21 protein-coding genes are annotated in these 18,309 nt (G+C 63.8%); 17 read left to right on the forward strand and 4 right to left on the reverse strand.

The features are described from left to right. Positions 1–21: 21 nt before the first annotated feature. From Q1A85_RS09965 to dtd, 17 genes are all read left to right on the forward strand, one after another. A complete protein-coding gene (locus Q1A85_RS09965) occupies positions 22–219 on the forward strand; it encodes a hypothetical protein (RefSeq protein ID WP_299687956.1) in 198 nt (65 codons plus the stop codon). Between the two features lie 3 nt (positions 220–222). After that, positions 223–1,086 carry a 5-bromo-4-chloroindolyl phosphate hydrolysis family protein gene (locus Q1A85_RS09970; RefSeq protein WP_299687958.1) on the forward strand — a complete coding sequence of 288 codons (864 nt, stop codon included), beginning with the start codon at positions 223–225 and terminating at the stop codon, positions 1,084–1,086. 116 nt (positions 1,087–1,202) lie between these two features. Next, positions 1,203–2,021, forward strand: a complete 819-nt coding sequence (locus tag Q1A85_RS09975) for a tellurium resistance protein TerC (protein WP_299687959.1) — start codon at positions 1,203–1,205, stop codon at positions 2,019–2,021. Between the two features lie 148 nt (positions 2,022–2,169). Beyond that, positions 2,170–3,066, forward strand: a complete 897-nt coding sequence (locus tag Q1A85_RS09980) for a 5-bromo-4-chloroindolyl phosphate hydrolysis family protein (protein WP_299687961.1) — start codon at positions 2,170–2,172, stop codon at positions 3,064–3,066. Between the two features lie 15 nt (positions 3,067–3,081). Continuing rightward, positions 3,082–4,287, forward strand: coding sequence for a toxic anion resistance protein (locus Q1A85_RS09985; RefSeq protein WP_299687964.1), 1,206 nt, complete (start codon positions 3,082–3,084; stop codon positions 4,285–4,287). 5 nt (positions 4,288–4,292) lie between these two features. Next, complete coding sequence (locus Q1A85_RS09990; RefSeq protein ID WP_299687966.1) at positions 4,293–5,246, forward strand: DUF2927 domain-containing protein; 954 nt, start codon at positions 4,293–4,295, stop codon at positions 5,244–5,246. 85 nt (positions 5,247–5,331) lie between these two features. Further along, positions 5,332–6,537 carry a Hint domain-containing protein gene (locus Q1A85_RS09995; protein ID WP_299687969.1) on the forward strand — a complete coding sequence of 402 codons (1,206 nt, stop codon included), beginning with the start codon at positions 5,332–5,334 and terminating at the stop codon, positions 6,535–6,537. Positions 6,538–6,597: 60 nt separating this feature from the next. Further along, positions 6,598–7,695, forward strand: a complete 1,098-nt coding sequence (locus Q1A85_RS10000; protein WP_299687971.1) for an SPFH domain-containing protein — start codon at positions 6,598–6,600, stop codon at positions 7,693–7,695. 108 nt (positions 7,696–7,803) lie between these two features. Further along, complete coding sequence (locus tag Q1A85_RS10005) at positions 7,804–8,160, forward strand: helix-turn-helix transcriptional regulator (RefSeq protein ID WP_299687973.1); 357 nt, start codon at positions 7,804–7,806, stop codon at positions 8,158–8,160. Then, positions 8,157–8,672, forward strand: coding sequence for an SRPBCC domain-containing protein (locus tag Q1A85_RS10010; RefSeq protein WP_299687975.1), 516 nt, complete (start codon positions 8,157–8,159; stop codon positions 8,670–8,672). Before Q1A85_RS10005 ends, Q1A85_RS10010 begins: the two co-directional genes overlap by 4 nt. 35 nt (positions 8,673–8,707) lie before the next feature. Further along, a complete protein-coding gene (locus Q1A85_RS10015) occupies positions 8,708–9,064 on the forward strand; it encodes a hypothetical protein (protein WP_299687977.1) in 357 nt (118 codons plus the stop codon). A gap of 118 nt (positions 9,065–9,182) precedes the next feature. Beyond that, positions 9,183–9,719, forward strand: a complete 537-nt coding sequence (locus Q1A85_RS10020; protein ID WP_299687981.1) for a cytochrome b/b6 domain-containing protein — start codon at positions 9,183–9,185, stop codon at positions 9,717–9,719. A gap of 89 nt (positions 9,720–9,808) precedes the next feature. Further along, positions 9,809–10,336, forward strand: coding sequence for a cytochrome b/b6 domain-containing protein (locus Q1A85_RS10025; protein WP_299687983.1), 528 nt, complete (start codon positions 9,809–9,811; stop codon positions 10,334–10,336). 12 nt (positions 10,337–10,348) lie between these two features. Further along, entirely contained in the window at positions 10,349–10,762 is a 414-nt protein-coding gene (locus Q1A85_RS10030; protein ID WP_299687985.1) for a hypothetical protein, read from the forward strand. Continuing rightward, on the forward strand, positions 10,759–11,880 hold the full coding sequence (locus Q1A85_RS10035) for a primosomal protein N' (replication factor Y) - superfamily II helicase (protein WP_299687988.1): 1,122 nt from the start codon (positions 10,759–10,761) through the stop codon (positions 11,878–11,880). The genes Q1A85_RS10030 and Q1A85_RS10035 overlap by 4 nt, the downstream gene beginning before the upstream one ends. Then, a complete protein-coding gene (locus Q1A85_RS10040; protein ID WP_299687991.1) occupies positions 11,877–12,539 on the forward strand; it encodes a nitroreductase in 663 nt (220 codons plus the stop codon). The genes Q1A85_RS10035 and Q1A85_RS10040 overlap by 4 nt, the downstream gene beginning before the upstream one ends. Further along, positions 12,536–12,982 carry a D-aminoacyl-tRNA deacylase gene (gene dtd / locus Q1A85_RS10045; protein ID WP_299687994.1) on the forward strand — a complete coding sequence of 149 codons (447 nt, stop codon included), beginning with the start codon at positions 12,536–12,538 and terminating at the stop codon, positions 12,980–12,982. Before Q1A85_RS10040 ends, dtd begins: the two co-directional genes overlap by 4 nt. Here dtd and Q1A85_RS10050 read toward each other — a convergent pair. From Q1A85_RS10050 to Q1A85_RS10065, 4 genes are all read right to left on the reverse strand, one after another. Then, positions 12,979–13,839: a glycoside hydrolase family 18 protein gene (locus Q1A85_RS10050; RefSeq protein ID WP_299687997.1), complete on the reverse strand. Its 861-nt coding sequence runs from the start codon at positions 13,837–13,839 to the stop codon at positions 12,979–12,981. The genes dtd and Q1A85_RS10050 overlap by 4 nt on opposite strands. Positions 13,840–13,979: 140 nt before the next feature. Beyond that, positions 13,980–14,678: an RraA family protein gene (locus Q1A85_RS10055; protein ID WP_299688000.1), complete on the reverse strand. Its 699-nt coding sequence runs from the start codon at positions 14,676–14,678 to the stop codon at positions 13,980–13,982. A gap of 157 nt (positions 14,679–14,835) precedes the next feature. Continuing rightward, positions 14,836–16,011 carry an HlyD family type I secretion periplasmic adaptor subunit gene (locus Q1A85_RS10060; RefSeq protein WP_299688003.1) on the reverse strand — a complete coding sequence of 392 codons (1,176 nt, stop codon included), beginning with the start codon at positions 16,009–16,011 and terminating at the stop codon, positions 14,836–14,838. Next, entirely contained in the window at positions 16,008–18,143 is a 2,136-nt protein-coding gene (locus tag Q1A85_RS10065; RefSeq protein ID WP_299688594.1) for an ATP-binding cassette domain-containing protein, read from the reverse strand. Before Q1A85_RS10065 ends, Q1A85_RS10060 begins: the two co-directional genes overlap by 4 nt. Between the last annotated feature and the right edge of the window lie 166 nt (positions 18,144–18,309).

An 18,309-nucleotide genomic window follows, 5' to 3' on the forward strand; every position in this document is an offset into this window, starting at 1 on the left:
GGTCATCCACATGGCATGGTTATGGTGACACTCATTGGCGTTCTCGTCCTGTTGCTCATTGTGCTGGCAGGTCTCATCTGGCAGGCGCGCAACATCCTGCGCTTTCTGACGGCGGTGGTGAAATTCAACATCGCGGGCGATGGCCCCATGCAGCGCCTGTTTCCCAACCTCGCCTTTGTCGGGCTTTTCATCCTCATTCTGACACTGACGTGGTACTGACTGATGCGCGTGCCTCACGTTCCGCCGCGGTACACCCCGCCTGATTATGCGCAGTTGAAATTGCCGTCTGACCCGCGCAATCAGCAGGCGGTTGGGCTGTTGTTTCTGGCAACCCTGCCGCTGGCCTTTTCGATGCTGCACGACCCGACTTGGCAAAGGCTGCTGACCTGCGGCGGCCTGCTGGGCCTGTTTGGCGGGTCGCTCTATTCCATTTCGCTCGGGCTCAAGGACGCACAGCGCTATGACGGCCAGACCGTGGCCCGCGCCGCCCGTCTCAAGGGGCGCATCATCGGGTCTGCGGGCATGGGCGTGGCGTCGGGCCTGACGGTCCTGACCCGTGGCGGCGACATCGGGCAGGTCATCATGGTGGGCCTCATTGCCGCCGCCCTGTCGGTGGTTGCCTTTGGCCTCGACCCGCTCCGGCACAAGGGGCTCGAGACCGCCGCGCAACGCCAGACCCACAAGCTCGATAAAACCCGCAGCCGCGTCGCAGCGCGGATGGCGCGGATCAAAAGCCATGTCACCCCGCTTGCCTGCGCCGAAATCATGCCCCTTCTGAAGCGTTTCGAGGACGCGGTCGAACAGATGGTGCAGGCCGTCGAACATGACCCCGAGCGGGCGCGGTCCCTGCAAAAGTACCTCGGCGTCTATCTCGACGGCGCCGAAGAGGCCTCCGCCCGGTTCATCGCAATCTATCGGGGCACCGGGGACATTACGGCGCACCGCCGCTATGTCACCCTGTTGCGCGATCTGGGCGATGCCTTTGCGAAGCGTGCATATGACTACGCCGAAGAAGGCCGCGCCCGGCTTGACGTGCAAATCGACGTGCTGAGCGAAAGCCTCGCCCGTGAGGCCACGCGGAGCTAAGCCGCACCTGTGCTGACGGGCGCGGAAATTTCCCCCTTGCGCCTGCGCCCCCCTGTCTCAATCTTGGCCTCCAGAAAAAACGAGGCGCGCAACAGCGCCACCGGGGGGACTACGACATGGCCGAACTTCTGACGCTCGAAAACGTGGGCAATTTGCTCATGCTGTGCTTTTTGCAGGCGGTTCTGGGTTTCGACAACCTTCTCTACATCTCGATCGAAAGCCAGCGCGCGCCGGTGGCGCAACAGGCCGCCGTACGGCGCTGGGGGATTATCCTTGCCGTGGTATTGCGCGTCGTGCTGCTGTTCACGATGATCCAGCTGATTGATGCCATGGCCGAGCCCTTTGTTGTGCTGGACTGGCAGGGCGTGCTGACCGGAGGCGTGAACTTTGCCACGGTTGTGTTCATCTTTGGCGGCATCTTCATCATGTACACGGCTGTCAAGGAAATCGGCCACATGCTGACCATCCATGACCTCAGCACCGATGTTGAGGCGAAATCCGGCAAAACCGCCACACAGGTGGTGCTGCTGATCGTACTGATGAACCTGATCTTTTCCTTCGACAGCGTTTTGTCGGCGCTGGCCATCACGGATGTGTTCTTTATTCTCGCCACCGCGATCCTGTTGTCGGGCCTTGCGATGCTGCTGCTTGCGGATGGTGTGACGCGCTTTTTGGAAAAGAACCGCATGTACGAGGTCCTTGGCCTGTTTATCCTGCTGATTGTCGGTGTGGTGCTTCTGGGCGAAGCCGGTCAGGCGGCGGCCCACGCGATGCATGACGACAGCCTCGCCTTGCGTGTTTTTGGCTACGAGATCATTCCGATGTCCAAAACCACCTTCTACTTCAGCGTCCTGGTTCTGGTCGCCGTGGAGGTGATCCAGTCGGGCTACACACGCAAACTCAACGCCGAACGCAGAACCGGTGCGCGCCACTAGTTCTGCACGTGCAATGTGCCTATAGTCCGGCGTAGCCAAAGAGGTGGGGACCGACATGCAACCAACAGCTTTTCAGAAGATCGCCTTTGTTGTGCTGATCGCGCTGATGTTCGGCGTGACCACCGGTCTGATAGGAGGGCTCTGAGCGATGGCCAAACGCTTTGGCGGCAAATACAGCCCCGACGGTGAGACGCCCGAGGTCGAGGCCCGCCCGGCCTTTGACCGCGCCCGTGTGGACCCGGTCGGCGCGCGCGCCAACCTGATGTTCCTGCCAGCCGTGCCGATGGTGTTTCTGGCGCTGAACGACGGGGCGGTCGGGCTGGTGCTGGCGCTGGTGGCGGCCGGTGTCCTGACGCTGGGTGCATGGCTTTTGCGCGAGGGGATGCGGGCCGAGGCCGCTTATCATGAACGCAAGGTGGCGCGCCGCCCTGCCTTGCCACGCAAGCTCGTCGCTGCGCTCCTCGCTGGTATTGGCATCGGTCTGGCCGCCTACCGGGTTGAACCGGGCCTCATCGCGCCCGCGCTCTTCGGCATTGCAACCGCTGGTCTGCATCTGGCTGCCTTTGGCTTTGATCCGATGACCGACAAGGGCATGGAGGGGATCGACACCTTTCAGCAAGACCGCGTGGCCCGCGTTGTGGACGAGGCCGAAAGCCATCTCAACGCCATGACCGACGCCATGAAACGCGCTGAGGACCGGCAGATGGCGACCCGGCTGGAACAGTTCCAGACCACTGCCCGCGACCTGATCCGCACCGTCGAAGAAGACCCCCGCGACCTCACCGCGGCCCGCAAATATCTGGGCGTCTACCTGCTGGGCGCACGCGATGCGACCATCAAGTTCGCCGACATCTACAGCCGCACCCGCGACGCACAGGCCAAGGCCGACTACGCGCAGTTGCTGGACGATCTGTCGGAAAACTTTGCCGCCCGCACGCAAAAGCTGCTGAACGATGACCGCAGCGACCTCAACATCGAAATCGACGTGCTGCGGGACCGGCTGCAGCGCGAAGGCGTGCGTATCGCACCCCAGGACAACAGCTAAGTAAAAGGGAACATCATGTCAGAAACAGTTCGTCAAAAGGCTGAAAGCGCCGCCGCACAGGTCGAAGAGGTCACCGCCGTCGTTCTGGCCGAACCCAGTGACGCCAACGCCATCGTGCCGCTGGCCGAAGCGGACGCGCCCGTGGGTGCCGAAATCCGGTCGCGCATGGGCGAGATCGACATGGGCGACACCAATTCCATCGTGTCCTTCGGCTCCGCCGCGCAGGCGGAATTGCAGGAAATCAGCCAAGCGATGCTGTCGGACGTGCGCAACAAGGATCTCGGGCCTGCGGGCGACGGCCTGCGCGACATCGTCACCACGATCCGCGGCTTTTCCGTGTCCGAACTGGACGTGCGCCGCGAGCGGACATTCTGGGAAAAGCTCTTTGGCCGGGCCGCCCCCTTTGCCAAGTTCACCGCCAAGTTCGAGACCGTACAATCCCAGATCGACAAGATCACCGACAACCTGCTGAGCCACGAGCACACGCTGCTCAAGGACATCAAATCGCTCGACCTGCTCTACGAAAAGACGCTGCAATTCTACGATGAACTGGCGCTCTATATCGCTGCGGGCGAGGAAAAGATCAAAGAGCTGGACGAAACCACCATCCCCGCGATGGAAGCCGCCGTCGAGGCCGCCCCCGAAGACCAGCAGGTGATGAAAGCGCAGGAACTGCGCGACATGCGCGCCGCGCGCGACGATCTGGAACGCCGGGTGCACGACCTGAAACTGACACGGCAGGTGACGATGCAGTCCCTGCCCTCGATCCGTCTGGTGCAGGAAAACGACAAAAGCCTTGTGACCAAGATCAACTCGACCCTCGTCAACACCGTGCCGCTTTGGGAAACCCAACTGGCGCAGGCCGTCACCATCCAACGTTCGGCCGAGGCCGCCGCCGCCGTGCGCGATGCCAATGACCTGACCAATGAACTGCTCACAGCCAACGCCGAAAACCTGCGCGACAGCAACAAGATGATCCGCCAAGAAATGGAGCGCGGCGTATTCGACATCGAAGCGGTCAAGCAGGCCAATGCGGACCTCATCGGCACCATTCAGGACAGCTTGCAGATTGCCGACGAAGGCAAGGCACGCCGCGCCGCCGCCGAAGAAGAGCTCAAAAAGATGGAGGCCGAACTGCGCGACACGCTGGCCGCCGCCAAGGCGCGCAAGGATGGTGTTGGCGACAACGCCGCTACCTCCGTGCCCCAAGGGGCCAACTGAGGCCCATGATCCGCAGGCCGCGTCTCTGGAAAGCGCTGGGTGGCGTTGCCGCCCTCGTCTTTCTTGCGGCCTGCGATATGCCGCCTGTGACCACCGATCCGGTGCTCACACCGCGGGCGCGCCCGGACCCTGCGGCAGTCGCACCACCGCCGCCCGTGCGCGCCACCTCAGAACGCAGTGCCGCGTTGCGCAGCTATCTGGGCGCCGTGCAATCCAGCCAGTTGACCCAAGGTCTGTTGCGGCAGGATGGTGGCGGGCCGGACACCCCGTTTACCGCAACCATGCTGGCGCGCAATTTCGAACAGATCGCGTTTTTTGACGAATTCACGCCCACCGGGGAACCCGGCGGCGGCGAGGCCGTGCTGCGCCGCTGGGACATGCCGGTGCGCATTGCAGTCGCCTTTGGCGCGTCTGTTCCGCCCAGTCAGCGCACGCGCGACACCGCAAACACGCGCAGCTATGCGCGACGGCTGGCGCGGGCGACGGGGCACCCGATTGCCATCGCGCCAAACCCGAATTTCTACGTGATTTTCGCCTCCGAGGATGACCGGGGCGATGTGCTGGACGAGGTGGCCGCCCGGCTTGGCAATCCGCTGACACAATTGCGCAGCCTGTCGCGTGACACCTATTGCGCCGTGGTCGCCTTTGGTGGTGGCACGGGGCGCGCGACGACCACGGCCGCCGTGGCCGTGGTGCGTGCCGAAAATCCCGATCTTCTGCGGCTCAGTTGCATCCACGAAGAGATTGCCCAAGGGCTTGGCCTGCCCAATGACAGCCCCGCCGCGCGGCCCAGCATCTTTAATGATGATGACGAATTTGCCCTGCTCACCGACCATGACGAGGCGCTGCTGGGCATGTTGTATGACGCCCGTCTGACAACCGGCATGGACCGGGCCGAGGCCCGGCCCATCGTGCGGCAACTGGCCGCCGAACGGACGGGCGAGGCGCTCACAAACTGATCCGCCCGCAGGGGCGTAAACCAAATATCCACCATGACCCGCTTAGAACGACCCGCAAACAAGCAGCGCAGGTTCAGGAGCGTCCATGGTCGCGTCTCTCAACGGCATCATCTTTGACCAGGTCTATGGTGACAATACCGGCGGGGCCGAGTTTGACACCGACGGCGACGGCACCGCCACGCAGGAGGACGAATTTGTCTCGTTCACCAACACAACCGGCGCGCCCATTGACGTGTCCGGCTGGCAGATTTGGTCCGATGCGTCCGGCGCGGGGGCACCGGATGGTCCGCAGGACGGACTCTATCACACCTTTCCGCCGGGCACTGTGATCGCGCCGGGTGAAACCCTCTACATTATCAACGAAATTAGCGGCACGCCCCCCGCATGGGCACAAGAGGCGTCCGAAGGCGGGACCGAATCCGGTGCTGGCGGGACCAACACCAACTTTTTGAGCGAAGGCGACGCCAGCAACTCGGAATCCGTGGCACTGGTTGATCCAAGCACTGGCGATTTTCTGGTGTTCAATATGGAAAGCAGCTCCAGCGACTTTTCCGAATTTGACGGTGGCAGCACCGGCAGCAATCCGGGGCTTGCAGGCTTTCCCGGCTCAAACATGATTGCCGAGATCGGTGGCGCGTCAGTGCGCGAGGATCAGGACGCGGGGTTCTCCTATCAGTACAACGCCACCACCGACAGCTACGAATACAACACCGTCTACGTGGCCTGTTTCGCCGCTGACACATGGATCGACACCCCCGATGGCCGCCGCCAGATCACCCATCTGCGTCCCGGTGATCTGGTTCTGACACAGGACAACGGCCCACAGCCGGTGTCGTTGCTGCTGCACTACTGCCTGCGGCTCGATCAGCCCGCGACCGCGCACCTGCGCCCCATCGCGATCAAACCCGGCAGTCTCGGGTCCTCCCTGCCGGACCGCCCATTGACCCTGTCGCCACAGCACCGCGTCCTGCGCACTCTGCCCGGCGGCCAAGAGGTTCTGTGCCCCGCCAAAGGGCTGCTGGACCACCCCGGCATCCGCGTCAAACGTGGCTTGAAGCGGATTGGATATTTCCACCTGCTCCTGCCCCGGCACGAGGTGATCTTTGCCAACGGATTGCCGGTAGAAAGCCTGTTTCTGGGGGATTACGGCCTGCGCCGCGTGCACCCCGGCCTGCGCATCGCGCTGGAACAGATTTGGCAACCGGACGCGACACACGCGCCCGCGCGCCCCTTTGTCGGCGCCAGCGCGATGAGGCGGATCGCCGCGACTTCCCCTTTTCCCGCCTTGTGATCCATGTATTAATCGCCGCCGCAACAGGCCGCGCGTCGCGCGGACAGAATGGGGGCCAATATGGGCATTTTCGACTTCCTCTCCGGCGAGTTTATCGACGTCATCCACTGGGTCGACGACAGTCGCGACACCATGGTCTGGCGGTTCGAACGTGAGGACCACGAGATCAAGTATGGTGCCAAGCTGACCGTGCGCGAAGGTCAGGCCGCCGTGTTCGTGCACGAAGGGCAACTGGCCGATGTGTTCACCCCCGGTCTCTATATGCTCGAGACCAACAACATGCCGATCATGACGACCCTGCAACACTGGGATCACGGCTTCAAAAGCCCGTTCAAGTCCGAGATCTACTTCGTCAACACCACCCGGTTCAACGGTCTGAAATGGGGCACCAAGAACCCGATCATCTGTCGCGACCCCGAATTTGGCCCCGTGCGCCTGCGCGCCTTTGGCACCTATTCGGTCCGGGTCACCGATCCGGCCAAATTCCTCGTCGAAATCGTCGGCACCGACGGCGAATTCACCATGGACGAGATCAGCTTTCAGATCCGCAACATCATCGTGCAGGAGTTTTCGCGCACCTTGGCCCAATCTGGCATCCCCGTGCTCGACATGGCCGCGAACACCCGCGAACTTGGCCAGCTTGTCGCCAAGGAAATCTCCGACCAGATCGCTGAGTACGGGCTGATGCTGCCGGAACTCTATATCGAAAACATCTCGCTCCCCCCCGCCGTCGAAGAGGTGATGGACAAACGGTCCTCCATGGGCGTGATCGGCAATCTGAACGAATACACCCAGTTTCAGGCCGCCGAGGCTTTGGGCCGCGGTGGTGCTGCCGCCGCCACGATGGAGGCCGGGCTGGGTGCCGGGCTTGGGATGCAAATGGGGCAGGCCATGGCCGCCGGGGCCGCCGCGCCGCAACCCAGACGCGCCGCCCCACCGCCCCCGCCAGTCGAACATGTCTGGCACGTCGCCGAAAACGGCGAGACCAAGGGACCGTTTTCCAAGGCGCAACTGGGCCGCATGGCAGGCGCGGGCGAACTGGGGCGCGACACCTATGTCTGGACCGCCGGTCAGGACGGCTGGATGAAGGCCGAGGACGTCACCGAACTGGCCCAGCTTTTTACCATCCTGCCGCCGCCCCCGCCCCCCGGCATCTGAACCACATACAATCTGCACCACCAACGGCCGCGCCCTGACACAGGCGCGGCCGTTGCACATTCGGCTGCACCCATTGACTCCGTCGTAAATATGTAAAAAGGTAATTACATGTTTACAGATTCGGAAATGGACCGCGTGTTCGCGGCCTTGTCCCATACCAACCGGCGCGACATGCTGGACCTGCTGCGCGACACGCCGGGGATGAGCGTCGGACAGCTTGCCGCGCATTTCGACGTGACGCGCATCGCGGTGATGAACCACCTCAAGGTTCTGGAACAGGCCCAGCTGATCATCAGCGAACAGGACGGGCGCACGCGCCGCCTCTACCTCAACGCGGTTCCCATTCAGGCGATTTACGAACGCTGGACCGACACATTCTCCGCTCACTGGCTGGATCGGATGAGCCTCATCAAATCCGTGGCCGAAGCCGCGGCGCGCAAAATCGACAAGGACCCGGACGCATGACCAACCCAACCACCAACATCAATCGCGTTCTGATCAACGCCCCCGTGGAAACCGTCTGGAACACTTTGGTCAAAACGGACGAGGCGCTGCCGTTCTTCTTTGGCGGTGTCTGCCAAACGCAGGACGGCCTGAAACCCGGCGCGCGCTACCGCATGGTCAGCGCCAACCGCAAGGTTGCGATGGTCGTGGGCGAGGTCCTGCGGTTCGAGCCGCCACATGTCTACGCCCACACCTTTACCATGACGAATATCGACGAACCGCCCGTCACCGTGACCTACACGCTGGTGGAAAAGGACGGCGGCACCGAATTTGAACTGCGGATCGACAATTTGATCCCCGGCAGCAAGCTGGCCAAGGAAATGGTGTCCGCCCAAGGGTTCATCGCCAGCAACCTCAAGGCCCTGTGCGAAACCGGGCGCCCCGCCTTTACCGGGCGCATGGTCGGCCTGCTCGGTCCGGTCTTTGCCCGCCTCGCCAAACCCGCCCAAGCCGTTGAACACTGGCCCCTCTGACCCCTTTTCCAACCGCAAACAAAGGAGACATGATGATGACAACCCAAACCCTGCCCCGCTGGCCCGGCATCGTGGCCCCGGTCGCAGCCCTCTGGTACGCCTTTGGCCTGTCACAGGCCATCATCAGCTACGTCGCCGGTCCGGGCGCCGCCCCGGTGTTGATCTGGCTGGCCTACGGTCTGGCGTGCAGTGCGGGCCTTGTCGGCGCGGCGGCCCTGTTCATTGCGCCCGCGCGCGCCGCCGCCGCCTTTGCCGTGTCGCTGGTGTGTGCGGTGATCTATTTCGGCTGGCTATACGCCTATGGCACGCCCGCCGCCGAAGACTATGGCATTGGCGCGCTTGTCATGGCCGTGACCCTCACCCTGATGCTGGTCGCACGCCGCCTGCGCTGACCCATCCCCGGTCAGGCCGCCCGCCCGTGCTGCGTGGCCTGACGACAGAAGGGGGCGGGCACGTCCCTGTGATCGCACGGCCCTTGACAGCGCCGCCCCTGACCTCACCATCGCGGGGATGAGACTTCCGACACGACGCACGGCCCTGAAGTGGCTGCATTGGATCATGGTGCCCCTGTTTGTCTGGTTCCTGATCGTCACACCGGATGTCGTGGTCCCCTTTGGTCCCACCGCGTTCCAGATCCACTCGACCCTTGCGCTTGTCTTTGTCTCGCTCAGCCTTGCGTGGTTTGCCGACATGCTGCGGCGCGGCCTTGCCAGCCGCCCCGGCCCCAAGCTGACGGGCCGTCTGCGCACGCTCCACCGGGTCATGCACCTGACCCTGATCTGGGGATTGTTCTTTGTGGCGCTGACCGGGTTCCTGCTTGGGCTGACCTCGCCCATTCTGCTCAAGGCCGGTGGGTTCCTGCCCATTGCCCCGCCGCTGGGTCTGCGCGCGGCGAACGAGATTGTGGGCCTTGTGCATATCGTCGAATTCTACGCGCTTGGCGTGGTGGCGGGCGGGCACGCGGCCTTTCACATCTGGCGCCACTACCGGTTGCGTGACAACGCTTTGCGCATCATGGCACCGAAAAAGCTGCATAAATTCCTGTGACGACAGGCGTTTAGGCCAAAGGATTATGGCAAATTGCGGCTGCGATCCCCATCCCTTGGGAACACCAAACCCAAGGGAACACATCGCTGATGACACGTCGTACCGCACTCAAATGGCTCCACTGGATCGCCTTTGGCCTGATGGCCTATTTCTTCTTTGTCGAGCCCGAGAATGTGCGCCAGCTTGGCGGTGCGGCACTGGCCACCCATGCGGGCATGGGCACGATCCTTGCCATTGTCGTGGCGCTCTGGATGACCATGTATCTGCGCAAGGGGCTGGCCAGCCGGGCTGGTCCCAAGCTGCCCGGATGGGCGCGCGCGACGCATGGGGTGATGCACCGCGCGATGATGTGGGGCAGCTTTGCCGTGGTGCTGTCGGGTGCGCTGGCGGGTTTCGCGGCCCCCTATGCAATCGCGCTGTTTGGGGTGATCCCGCTGTTTCCGGGGCGCGGCGGCAAGGGCGTGCACGACACGCTCACGGAACTGCACGAGCTGACCTTTGATGTCATGCTGATCGGCATCGCGGTGCATGTGGTCTTTCACCTCTGGCGGCATTATGCTGTGCGCGACAACGCATTGCGCATTATGGCACCCAAGGTGCTTCACAAATATCTTTGAGGACAGCGTGCCATGCGCCGCACCGCCACCATCACACTGCACTGGCTCAGCCTCATGGCTCTGGTTCTGCTGGTGGCCGGTGGGCCGGTGCCTGTGCTGGCTTGGGCCTTTGGGCTGACGGGTCTTGGCTTGTGCGCCATTGCGGCGGCGCGGGGGCTGAAGAACGGCCCCGGCCCCAAGCTGACGGGCGCGTTGCGGGTGGCCCACCCATGGCTCAGCCGGGCGATGTACGCCGCGCTTGCGGCCACGGCGGCGGCGACGCTGTGGCACGTGGCGGTTGGTCCCGTGGCGGGCCTCCAGCGGCTGCACTTTTATCTGATGTCCGCCGCCAGCCTGCACGCCATCTTTCATCTGTGGCGGCACACCGCCCTTGGCGACGGCGCGCTGCGGCGCATCACCCCCACCTCCATGCATGGTGTATTATGAGCGATCTGCCCCCCCTGTCTCCCGCAGACCCCACCAGCGAGCACCGCTTTCCCTGCAACAATTGCGGGGCCGATTTCCGCTATGATCCCGCCAGCCGCAGCCTGACCTGCGACCACTGCGGCAACACCGGCCTGATCGAAGGGACGGGCACCGGCGGCCCCGCCGCCCTGACCGAACTGGACTACCGCACCGCCCTGACCGCCGATCTGCCCTATGCGGAGATCGAGGAAACCCGCGTCTCCAAATGCCCCAATTGTGCCGCACAAGTGGAATTCGACGCCGACATCCACGCCACCGAATGCCCGTTCTGCGCCACGCCCGTCGTGACCGACACCGGCGCGCACCGGCACATCAAACCCAAGGGCGTGCTGCCCTTTGCGCTGTCCGAACGCGAGGCGCGCGCGGCGATGACCACATGGCTGGGCCGCCTCTGGTTCGCACCCTCTGGCCTGCAGGACTACGCCCGCAAGGGCCGCGCGATGCAGGGCATCTACGTGCCCTACTGGACCTTCGACGCAGACACCCGCAGCGCCTATACCGGCGAGCGCGGCACCGTCTATTACGAGACGCAGACCGTGGTGCGCGACGGAAAGCGCGAACAGGTCCGCGTGGCCAAGGTCCGCTGGCAACGCACCCGTGGCAAGGTCGCGCGCTTTTTCGACGACGTGCTGGTGCTGGCCTCCAAATCCCTGCCCAAACGCTACACCGACGCGCTTGAGCCGTGGGACCTGTCCGAAATGGAACCCTACGCGCCCGAATTCCTTGCCGGGTTCCGCGCCGAAGGCTACGCGGTCGAACTCGAAGAAGGGTTCGAACACGCCCGCGGCTACATGGACCGGATCATCGCCCGCGATATCAAATTCGACATCGGCGGCGACCGCCAGCGCATCCACTCGGTCGACACGAAACTGGGCAAGATCACCTTCAAACACGTGCTGCTGCCGGTCTGGCTGGCCGCCTACAAGTACCGCGGCGAAACCTACCGCTTTGTGGTCAACGGACGCACTGGCAGGGTGCAGGGCGAACGCCCGTGGTCAGCATGGAAAATCGCCGTCGCCGTCATCATCGGCCTGATCGTGGCCGCTGGCATCGGCTTTGCCGTGGCGGCAAACCAATGACCCTCGACGAGGCGCTGGCGCAGCGCTTTTCCTGCCGTGCTTTCCGCGCCGATCCCGTGCCCGACGCCACGATCAACGCCTTCGTGCGCGCCGCGCAACAGGCCCCAAGCTGGTGCAACGCCCAGCCCTGGCAACTGATCATCACGCGCGGCGACGGCACCGAACGCTTCCGTACGGGCCTCTATGCGGCGGCGCAGTCCACCGCGCCCGCCCCCGATCTGCCATGGCCCGAAGGATACCCCGGCATCTATGGCGACCGCCGCCGCGCCTGCGGCTTTCAGCTTTATGACGCCGTGGGCATCGAAAAGGGGGACCGGGCCGCCTCTGCCGCGCAGATGATGGAAAACTACCGCCTCTTCGGCGCGCCGCACGTGGCCATCGTCACCTCTGCCCGCGCTTTGGGCGCCTATGGTGCCATGGACACAGGCGGCTTTGTCACCGCCTTTTGCCTTGCCGCCACGGCCCATGGCATTGCCACCATCCCACAGGCCGCCATCGCAGCGCAGGCCCCCTTTGTCCGGAACCATTTCGGCATCCCCGACGACCGCATGATCCTGTGTGCGATTTCGTTTGGCCATGCCGACACCGACCATCCCGCCAATCGCTTTCGCACCGACCGGGCCGACCCGGCAGACGTCATCGACTGGAAAGACGCATGAGGGCGGTGCTCCAGCGCGTCAGCCAAGCTGCGGTGACCGTGGGCGGTGACGTGGTGGGCCAATGCGGCCCGGGCCTGCTGATCCTGATCTGTGCAATGCCGGGCGACACCAAGGATACGGTCAGCGCCCTTGCCCAAAAGATCGCCAAGATGCGGCTTTTCAAGGATGCGGAGGGAAAGATGAACCTGTCGTTGCTGCAAACCGGCGGCGGTGCGCTTGTGGTCAGCCAATTCACGCTGGCCGCCGACACGTCGCGCGGCAACCGCCCCGGCTTTTCCGGCGCGGCCAAACCGGTGGAGGCCGAAAACCTCTACCTCGACTTTGCAGAATCGCTTGCGGGGCTGGGCATCGGCACCGACACCGGTCAATTCGGGGCCGATATGTCCGTGTCGCTCGTCAATGACGGCCCCGTGACGATCTGGCTGGACACCGACGCGCCTTAATCACCGTCATGCATCAGCGCCCACATCTCCAGACCGGTGGCGAATGTGGGATAGCCCGTTGCCCGGTCCACGGAATCATTGTCCAGCCGCCACGCCAGAACGCCCGGTGCCCCGTGCGCCTTGGCCCCTGCGGCGCGCGGTTTGGGATCGTCGGACTGGCCGATATACCCTTCGGAATTCAGCCCGAACAGGATCGTGTCATAGGACCCCAGCATGTCGGCATAAGGTGCCACCTGCGTGCCATTGCCGCCGTGATCATAGGCCTGCGGCGTGGTGAAGGTGAAACAGTCCAGCACCTCTTTGCTCAGCCCGCTCAGCTGTGCGGGCGTGATGGTCATGATCATCTGGCGCGATGATCCCAGACCGTCCAGCGCACGGCGCAGATGCTGGGCCAGCTCCAGCATCGCCTCCGGCGTCACATAGGTGCTTTCATAGTCGATATCGATGCCGTCCAGATCATGCGCGCGCACGATATTGGCCACGCTTTGCGCAAAGGCGGCGGGGGTTTCGGCGGCATTGCCCGCATCATTGTTGCCCCATCCCAGCGAAATCAGGATTTTGATATCCGGGTTCTTGGCCCGCGCGGCCTCCACCAAACGGGTCAGCCGGTCGGTGTCCATATCGCCGGGCTTGGCCGGATACCGCCCGTCCCCGTCGCGCCAATTGGTGAACGCGGCCACGTAATCCGCCGAACCGTGATTTTGCACCGCATGAACAAAGGCGGTGATCAGCAGGTTGCATTTGTCAAAGGGCGCTGTCGCGACAATCTCGTCGTAATGCGCCTTGGGCACGCCGTTGAACAGGCCGAAATACTGCGCGACGACGGGTCCCGAAATCGGGTTCGATGCGTTGGTCATTGAAATCTCCATTTGAAAATGCGGCGGTCCGAAACCGGATTGCCTGCGGCCATGGTGCACCCATAGCGTGTGATCTGGCAAGGAATGGATCGTGCCCGCCCTGTGCGGGTGGGGGTGGTTGCGATTGCAACTGCGGGGCGTCAGCCCCGGCGCACGGTCCTGTCGCTGGCCAGCATGTCCGCGACCCAGTCCGGCACTTTCAGCCCATCCGCGACCTTGGCATCGAGCGCCGTTTCCAACGCCGTGATATGCGCAAGTTTGCCGATCACCGCGTCGATACGGTCAAAGGGGACAACAACAACCCCGTCCCGGTCGCCCACAATCATATCGCCCGTCTCGACCTGTTGCCCGCCGATCTGCACCGCGCATCCCACCGTGCCGGGGCCCGACATTTGCGGCGAGGCGGGCGTGATCCCGGCGCACCACACCGGCAGGCCCACGGGCACAATCCCGTCATAGTCGCGGACCGGCCCGTCGGTGACAAAACCTGCCGCACCGGCATTTTTCATCATCCCCACCAACCGGTCGCCCGCCGCGGCACAACCCTGATGTCCGGCAAAGGCCGACACGACGATATCGCCTTGCGTGATGAAATTGAGCGCGGCAAAGGTGGCCAGCACGTCGCCCGGCCCGCAATCGGCGGTCAGCGCGGGGCCTGCGGCAACGCAGGCAAGGTCGCGCCCCGCCCCCAGCGGCTGGATCGTGGACGCAAGCGCGCCACCCCCGCCCAACGCATCCGCGACAAAACCCGTGGGCACGTCTTGAAAGGCCGCAATCTGCGCATCCGTCGGACGCCGCATCTGAGCGGCGATGGTCAGCAGAGGCGGGGCTTCGATCATGGTGTGTCTCCGGGTCGTGGTTTTGTGGGGCGATGCGGCCAGGTGTAGGGTGGGCATTTTGCCCACCATCCGTCAACCAACCCTTACCAGATCGTTAAACCGTCTCTGTAACCCATTGAAAAGGCGTGGCGCGCGCCCTGTCCCAGCATGGGACACCTCACGGCTCCCGAAAAGCCTCGCGGGATTTATAGAGCGGTTTGAGCAAGTATTGCAGCACCGTTTTTGACCCCGTGTGCAGCTCCACCTCGGCCTGCATTCCGGGCCGCATCGCGATGCTTTTCTGCCGCTCCGTGAGGGCCGAAAGATCGACCGCGACGGTCACCTTGTAATGGGGATCGCCCCCCTCTTTCCGCTCGTCTTTGAACGTGTCCGCCGAGACCAGCGTGACCGCCCCCTTGAGCGCCCCATAGATCGTGTAATCATAGGCCGACAGCTTGACCGTGGCCTCCTGCCCCTCGCGGACGCCTGCGATATTCTTGGGCGGAATCTGCGCCTCCACGAACAGCTCTTCATCCAGCGGGATGATCTGAAGGATTTCTTCTCCGGGCCGGACCACACCACCGATCGTGGTGACGGCAAGCCCGTTCACGATGCCGCGCACCGGGCTGGTCAGGACGGTGCGATTGAGCTGGTCCTGCGCCGCCTTGAGGGTCTGGCCCAGCGTGTTCAGTTCCTTGAGCGTGTCGGAATAGGTCTGGGCGCGGTCCAGTTCTGTCTGGGTGATGATCTCGTCCAGCTTGATCCGCGCGTCAGCCCATGCCTTGCGGGCGCGGGTCACCTCGATCAGGGCGACGATCTGCCGGTCCAAGAGCCGCTCGAGCAGCTCCTTTTCCTGCGCCGCCTGATCCAGCACCCGCTCCGCCCCCTCGCGGCGGCTCACGAAATCAGTCTGGCGCGCCATCAGCAGTGCCCGTTCGCTGGCCACAACGCCGGGCATCCGCGCCTCCAGTTCCAGCGGCACGGTGAAATCGAACTGTCCGGCCAGTTCTGCCTCCAGCCGAAGCTGGCGCACGGTCAGTGCCGTGATCTGGTCCGACAGGTCATCAGCCTGACTTTGAAACTGGGTCGACTGGAGCCGCGCCAGCACGTCGCCGCGCTCGACCACGTCACCTTCGGCCACGGCCAGTTCGGCCAGAATGCCGCCCTCTAGGTTCTGGATGATCTGCGGACGCGAGGACGAGATCATCTCGCCCTGCCCGCGCACAATCTCGTCGACCCAAGCCAGCGCAGCCCAGATGACAAAGACCAGTACCGCCGCCGCCACCAACCAGATCAGGCGCGAGGGACCGCGCATCTGATCTTCCAACTGCCCATCCAGCGACACCACGCTCATGCGATTTTCCCCCGCACCTGCACCGGCGCGCCGGAGCCTGCGATATGGGCCAACACCTCGTCACGCGGCCCGTCCACGGTCATCCGCCCGCCATGCAGGATCAGCGTGCGCGTCGTCAGCGACAGGATCGGCATCCGGTGCGTGGCGATCACCGCCGTCCGCCCCTTGAGCCACGTTTCCAGACGGCTGACCAACGTCGCCTCCAGCCGCTGATCAAGCGCAGCCGTGGGTTCGTCCAGCAGGCAGATCTTGGGGTCCTGCAACCACAGACGCGCCCAGCCGATGGACTGGCGCTGCCCGATGCTGAGCCCCTGCCCGCCGTCGAGGATTTCCAGATCGAGGCCTTTGTGATGGTTGCGCACAAACTCGCCCAGACCCGCGAAATCCAGCGCCTCCATCAGGCGATTGTCGTCGCGTTCCAGCATTGTCAGGTTCAGGTTATCGCGCAGCGTGCCGGTGAACAGACGCACGTCCTGACCCAGATAGCCGATCAGGCGGCGCAGGTCGCGCGGTTCGATCTGGCTCATCTCGGTGCCGTCGATCAACACCCGCCCCCGCGTGGGCGCATAGAGGCCCGACATCAGCTTGAGCAGCGACGACTTGCCTGCCCCGTTGGGGCCCAGCACCGCGACGCGCTGACCCGGCAGGATTTGCACGCCCGGAATGTCCAGCGTCGGCGCGCCATCTTCTTCGTACTGGAACTGCACTTCGCGCATCTCGAAATGCCCGTTCAGCGTATCGCGCCGCAAAAAGGTGCGCGCGGGGTCTGCGTCCTGCGCGGCACCTGCAACCTGTTCCAGCCCGTCCAGCGCCGCCTTGACGTTGCCCCAGCGGGCCATGGTGTTGGCCAACTGCGTGAGCGGCGCCAGCGTGCGGGACGTCAGGATGCCCACGGCGATGATCGACCCCACGGTGAACTGCCCGGCAAAGACAAGATACGTCCCGGCGATGACAGCCGCCACATAGGTCAATTGCTGCATCCCCTGCGACCAGAAGGTCAGCACCGACGCCAGCCGCCGCTGTTCCGAAGATTTCAGCGCACTCAGCGTTGTCAGTTCCGCCCAAAGCCGCGCCACGCGATCTTCGGCGCGCAGCGTCTTGACCGTGTCGGCCTCGAATATGGTTTCGTGAAGCAGCCGTGTAGATTTGGCCGATGCACCTTGGGTCTCTTGCGTGAGACGCAGCATCCGTTTTTGCATCAGGAAGCCGGGGATCAACATCAGAACACCGCCTGCGATCAGCACCCAGACCACCGGCCCCGCGATGGACGCCACCAACAGCAGAAACACAAAGATGAACGGGATATCGGCAATCGTGCCGATGGTCGAGGCGGTGAAAAACTCGCGCACCGATCCAAACTCGCGCATGGCCGAGAATGTCATCGACGGTGGCTGACCCCGCGTGTCGGACCGCATCCCCATGATCCGGTCCATCAGCAGGCGCAGCACCCGCAATTCGATCTGCCGCCCGGCCCCGTCCATCAAACGCGCGCGCGCAATTTTGAGCAATGCCTCAAGTGTCAGGGCAAGGCCCGCACCGATGGCCAGAACCCACAAGGTCGCGTGGCTTTGATGCGGGATCACACGGTCGTAGACCTGTAATGAAAACAGCGCAACGGCCACAGCCAACAGGTTCGCAACAAAGGATCCAAGGGCAATTTCACCCAGCGCCCCTTTGAAGGTCAGGAATTCACCCCAGAACCAGTGCGGAGCACGACTGTCCGTTTTGTGGGTGGCGGCAATCTGCGCCAACGGGGCTTCGGCCTTGATCACGCGGCCTGCGAAATGCGGGGCAAATTCGGCCAGTGGTATGTCCGCTCGATTGTCAGGGCATGTCTGGTCATAAAGCGTCACGGCACCGCGCGCCTGTGCCAGAACAAGGACAAGCTGGCCGCTTTTCATATAGGCCAGCGCAGGCCAGAGGGACGGGTCCGGCGCTTGCACATGGCGCGCCGTGGCCACGAGGCCTGTCGCCTTGAGGCAGGCCGCCAATGCGGTTGCTTCTGCGTCGTCGGTGGTCTGAGTGTTCAGCCGTCCGCGCAGATCATCGACCAGATCGGTGCGCGCCGTCTGCACGCCCAACAGGCCGGCATAGATCCCGGCCAGTTCCACCCGACGTTCGAGCCGGTCCATCAGCGCGTTGGTGTTGTCCGCCTTAGGCGGGGCGGGCCGTTTTATCAAACCCGCGGTGAGGGGTTTGCGCGCGGGCGCCGGTGTTTTGAGTTCGGCGGTGAGGCGCGTGCGCTTGCCATTGGAGACTGTCATGGACAGCGGGCGGCGGTCCGTTGGATCAGAGGTC

The organism is uncultured Tateyamaria sp. (assembly GCF_947503385.1).
GTDB lineage: Bacteria > Pseudomonadota > Alphaproteobacteria > Rhodobacterales > Rhodobacteraceae > Tateyamaria.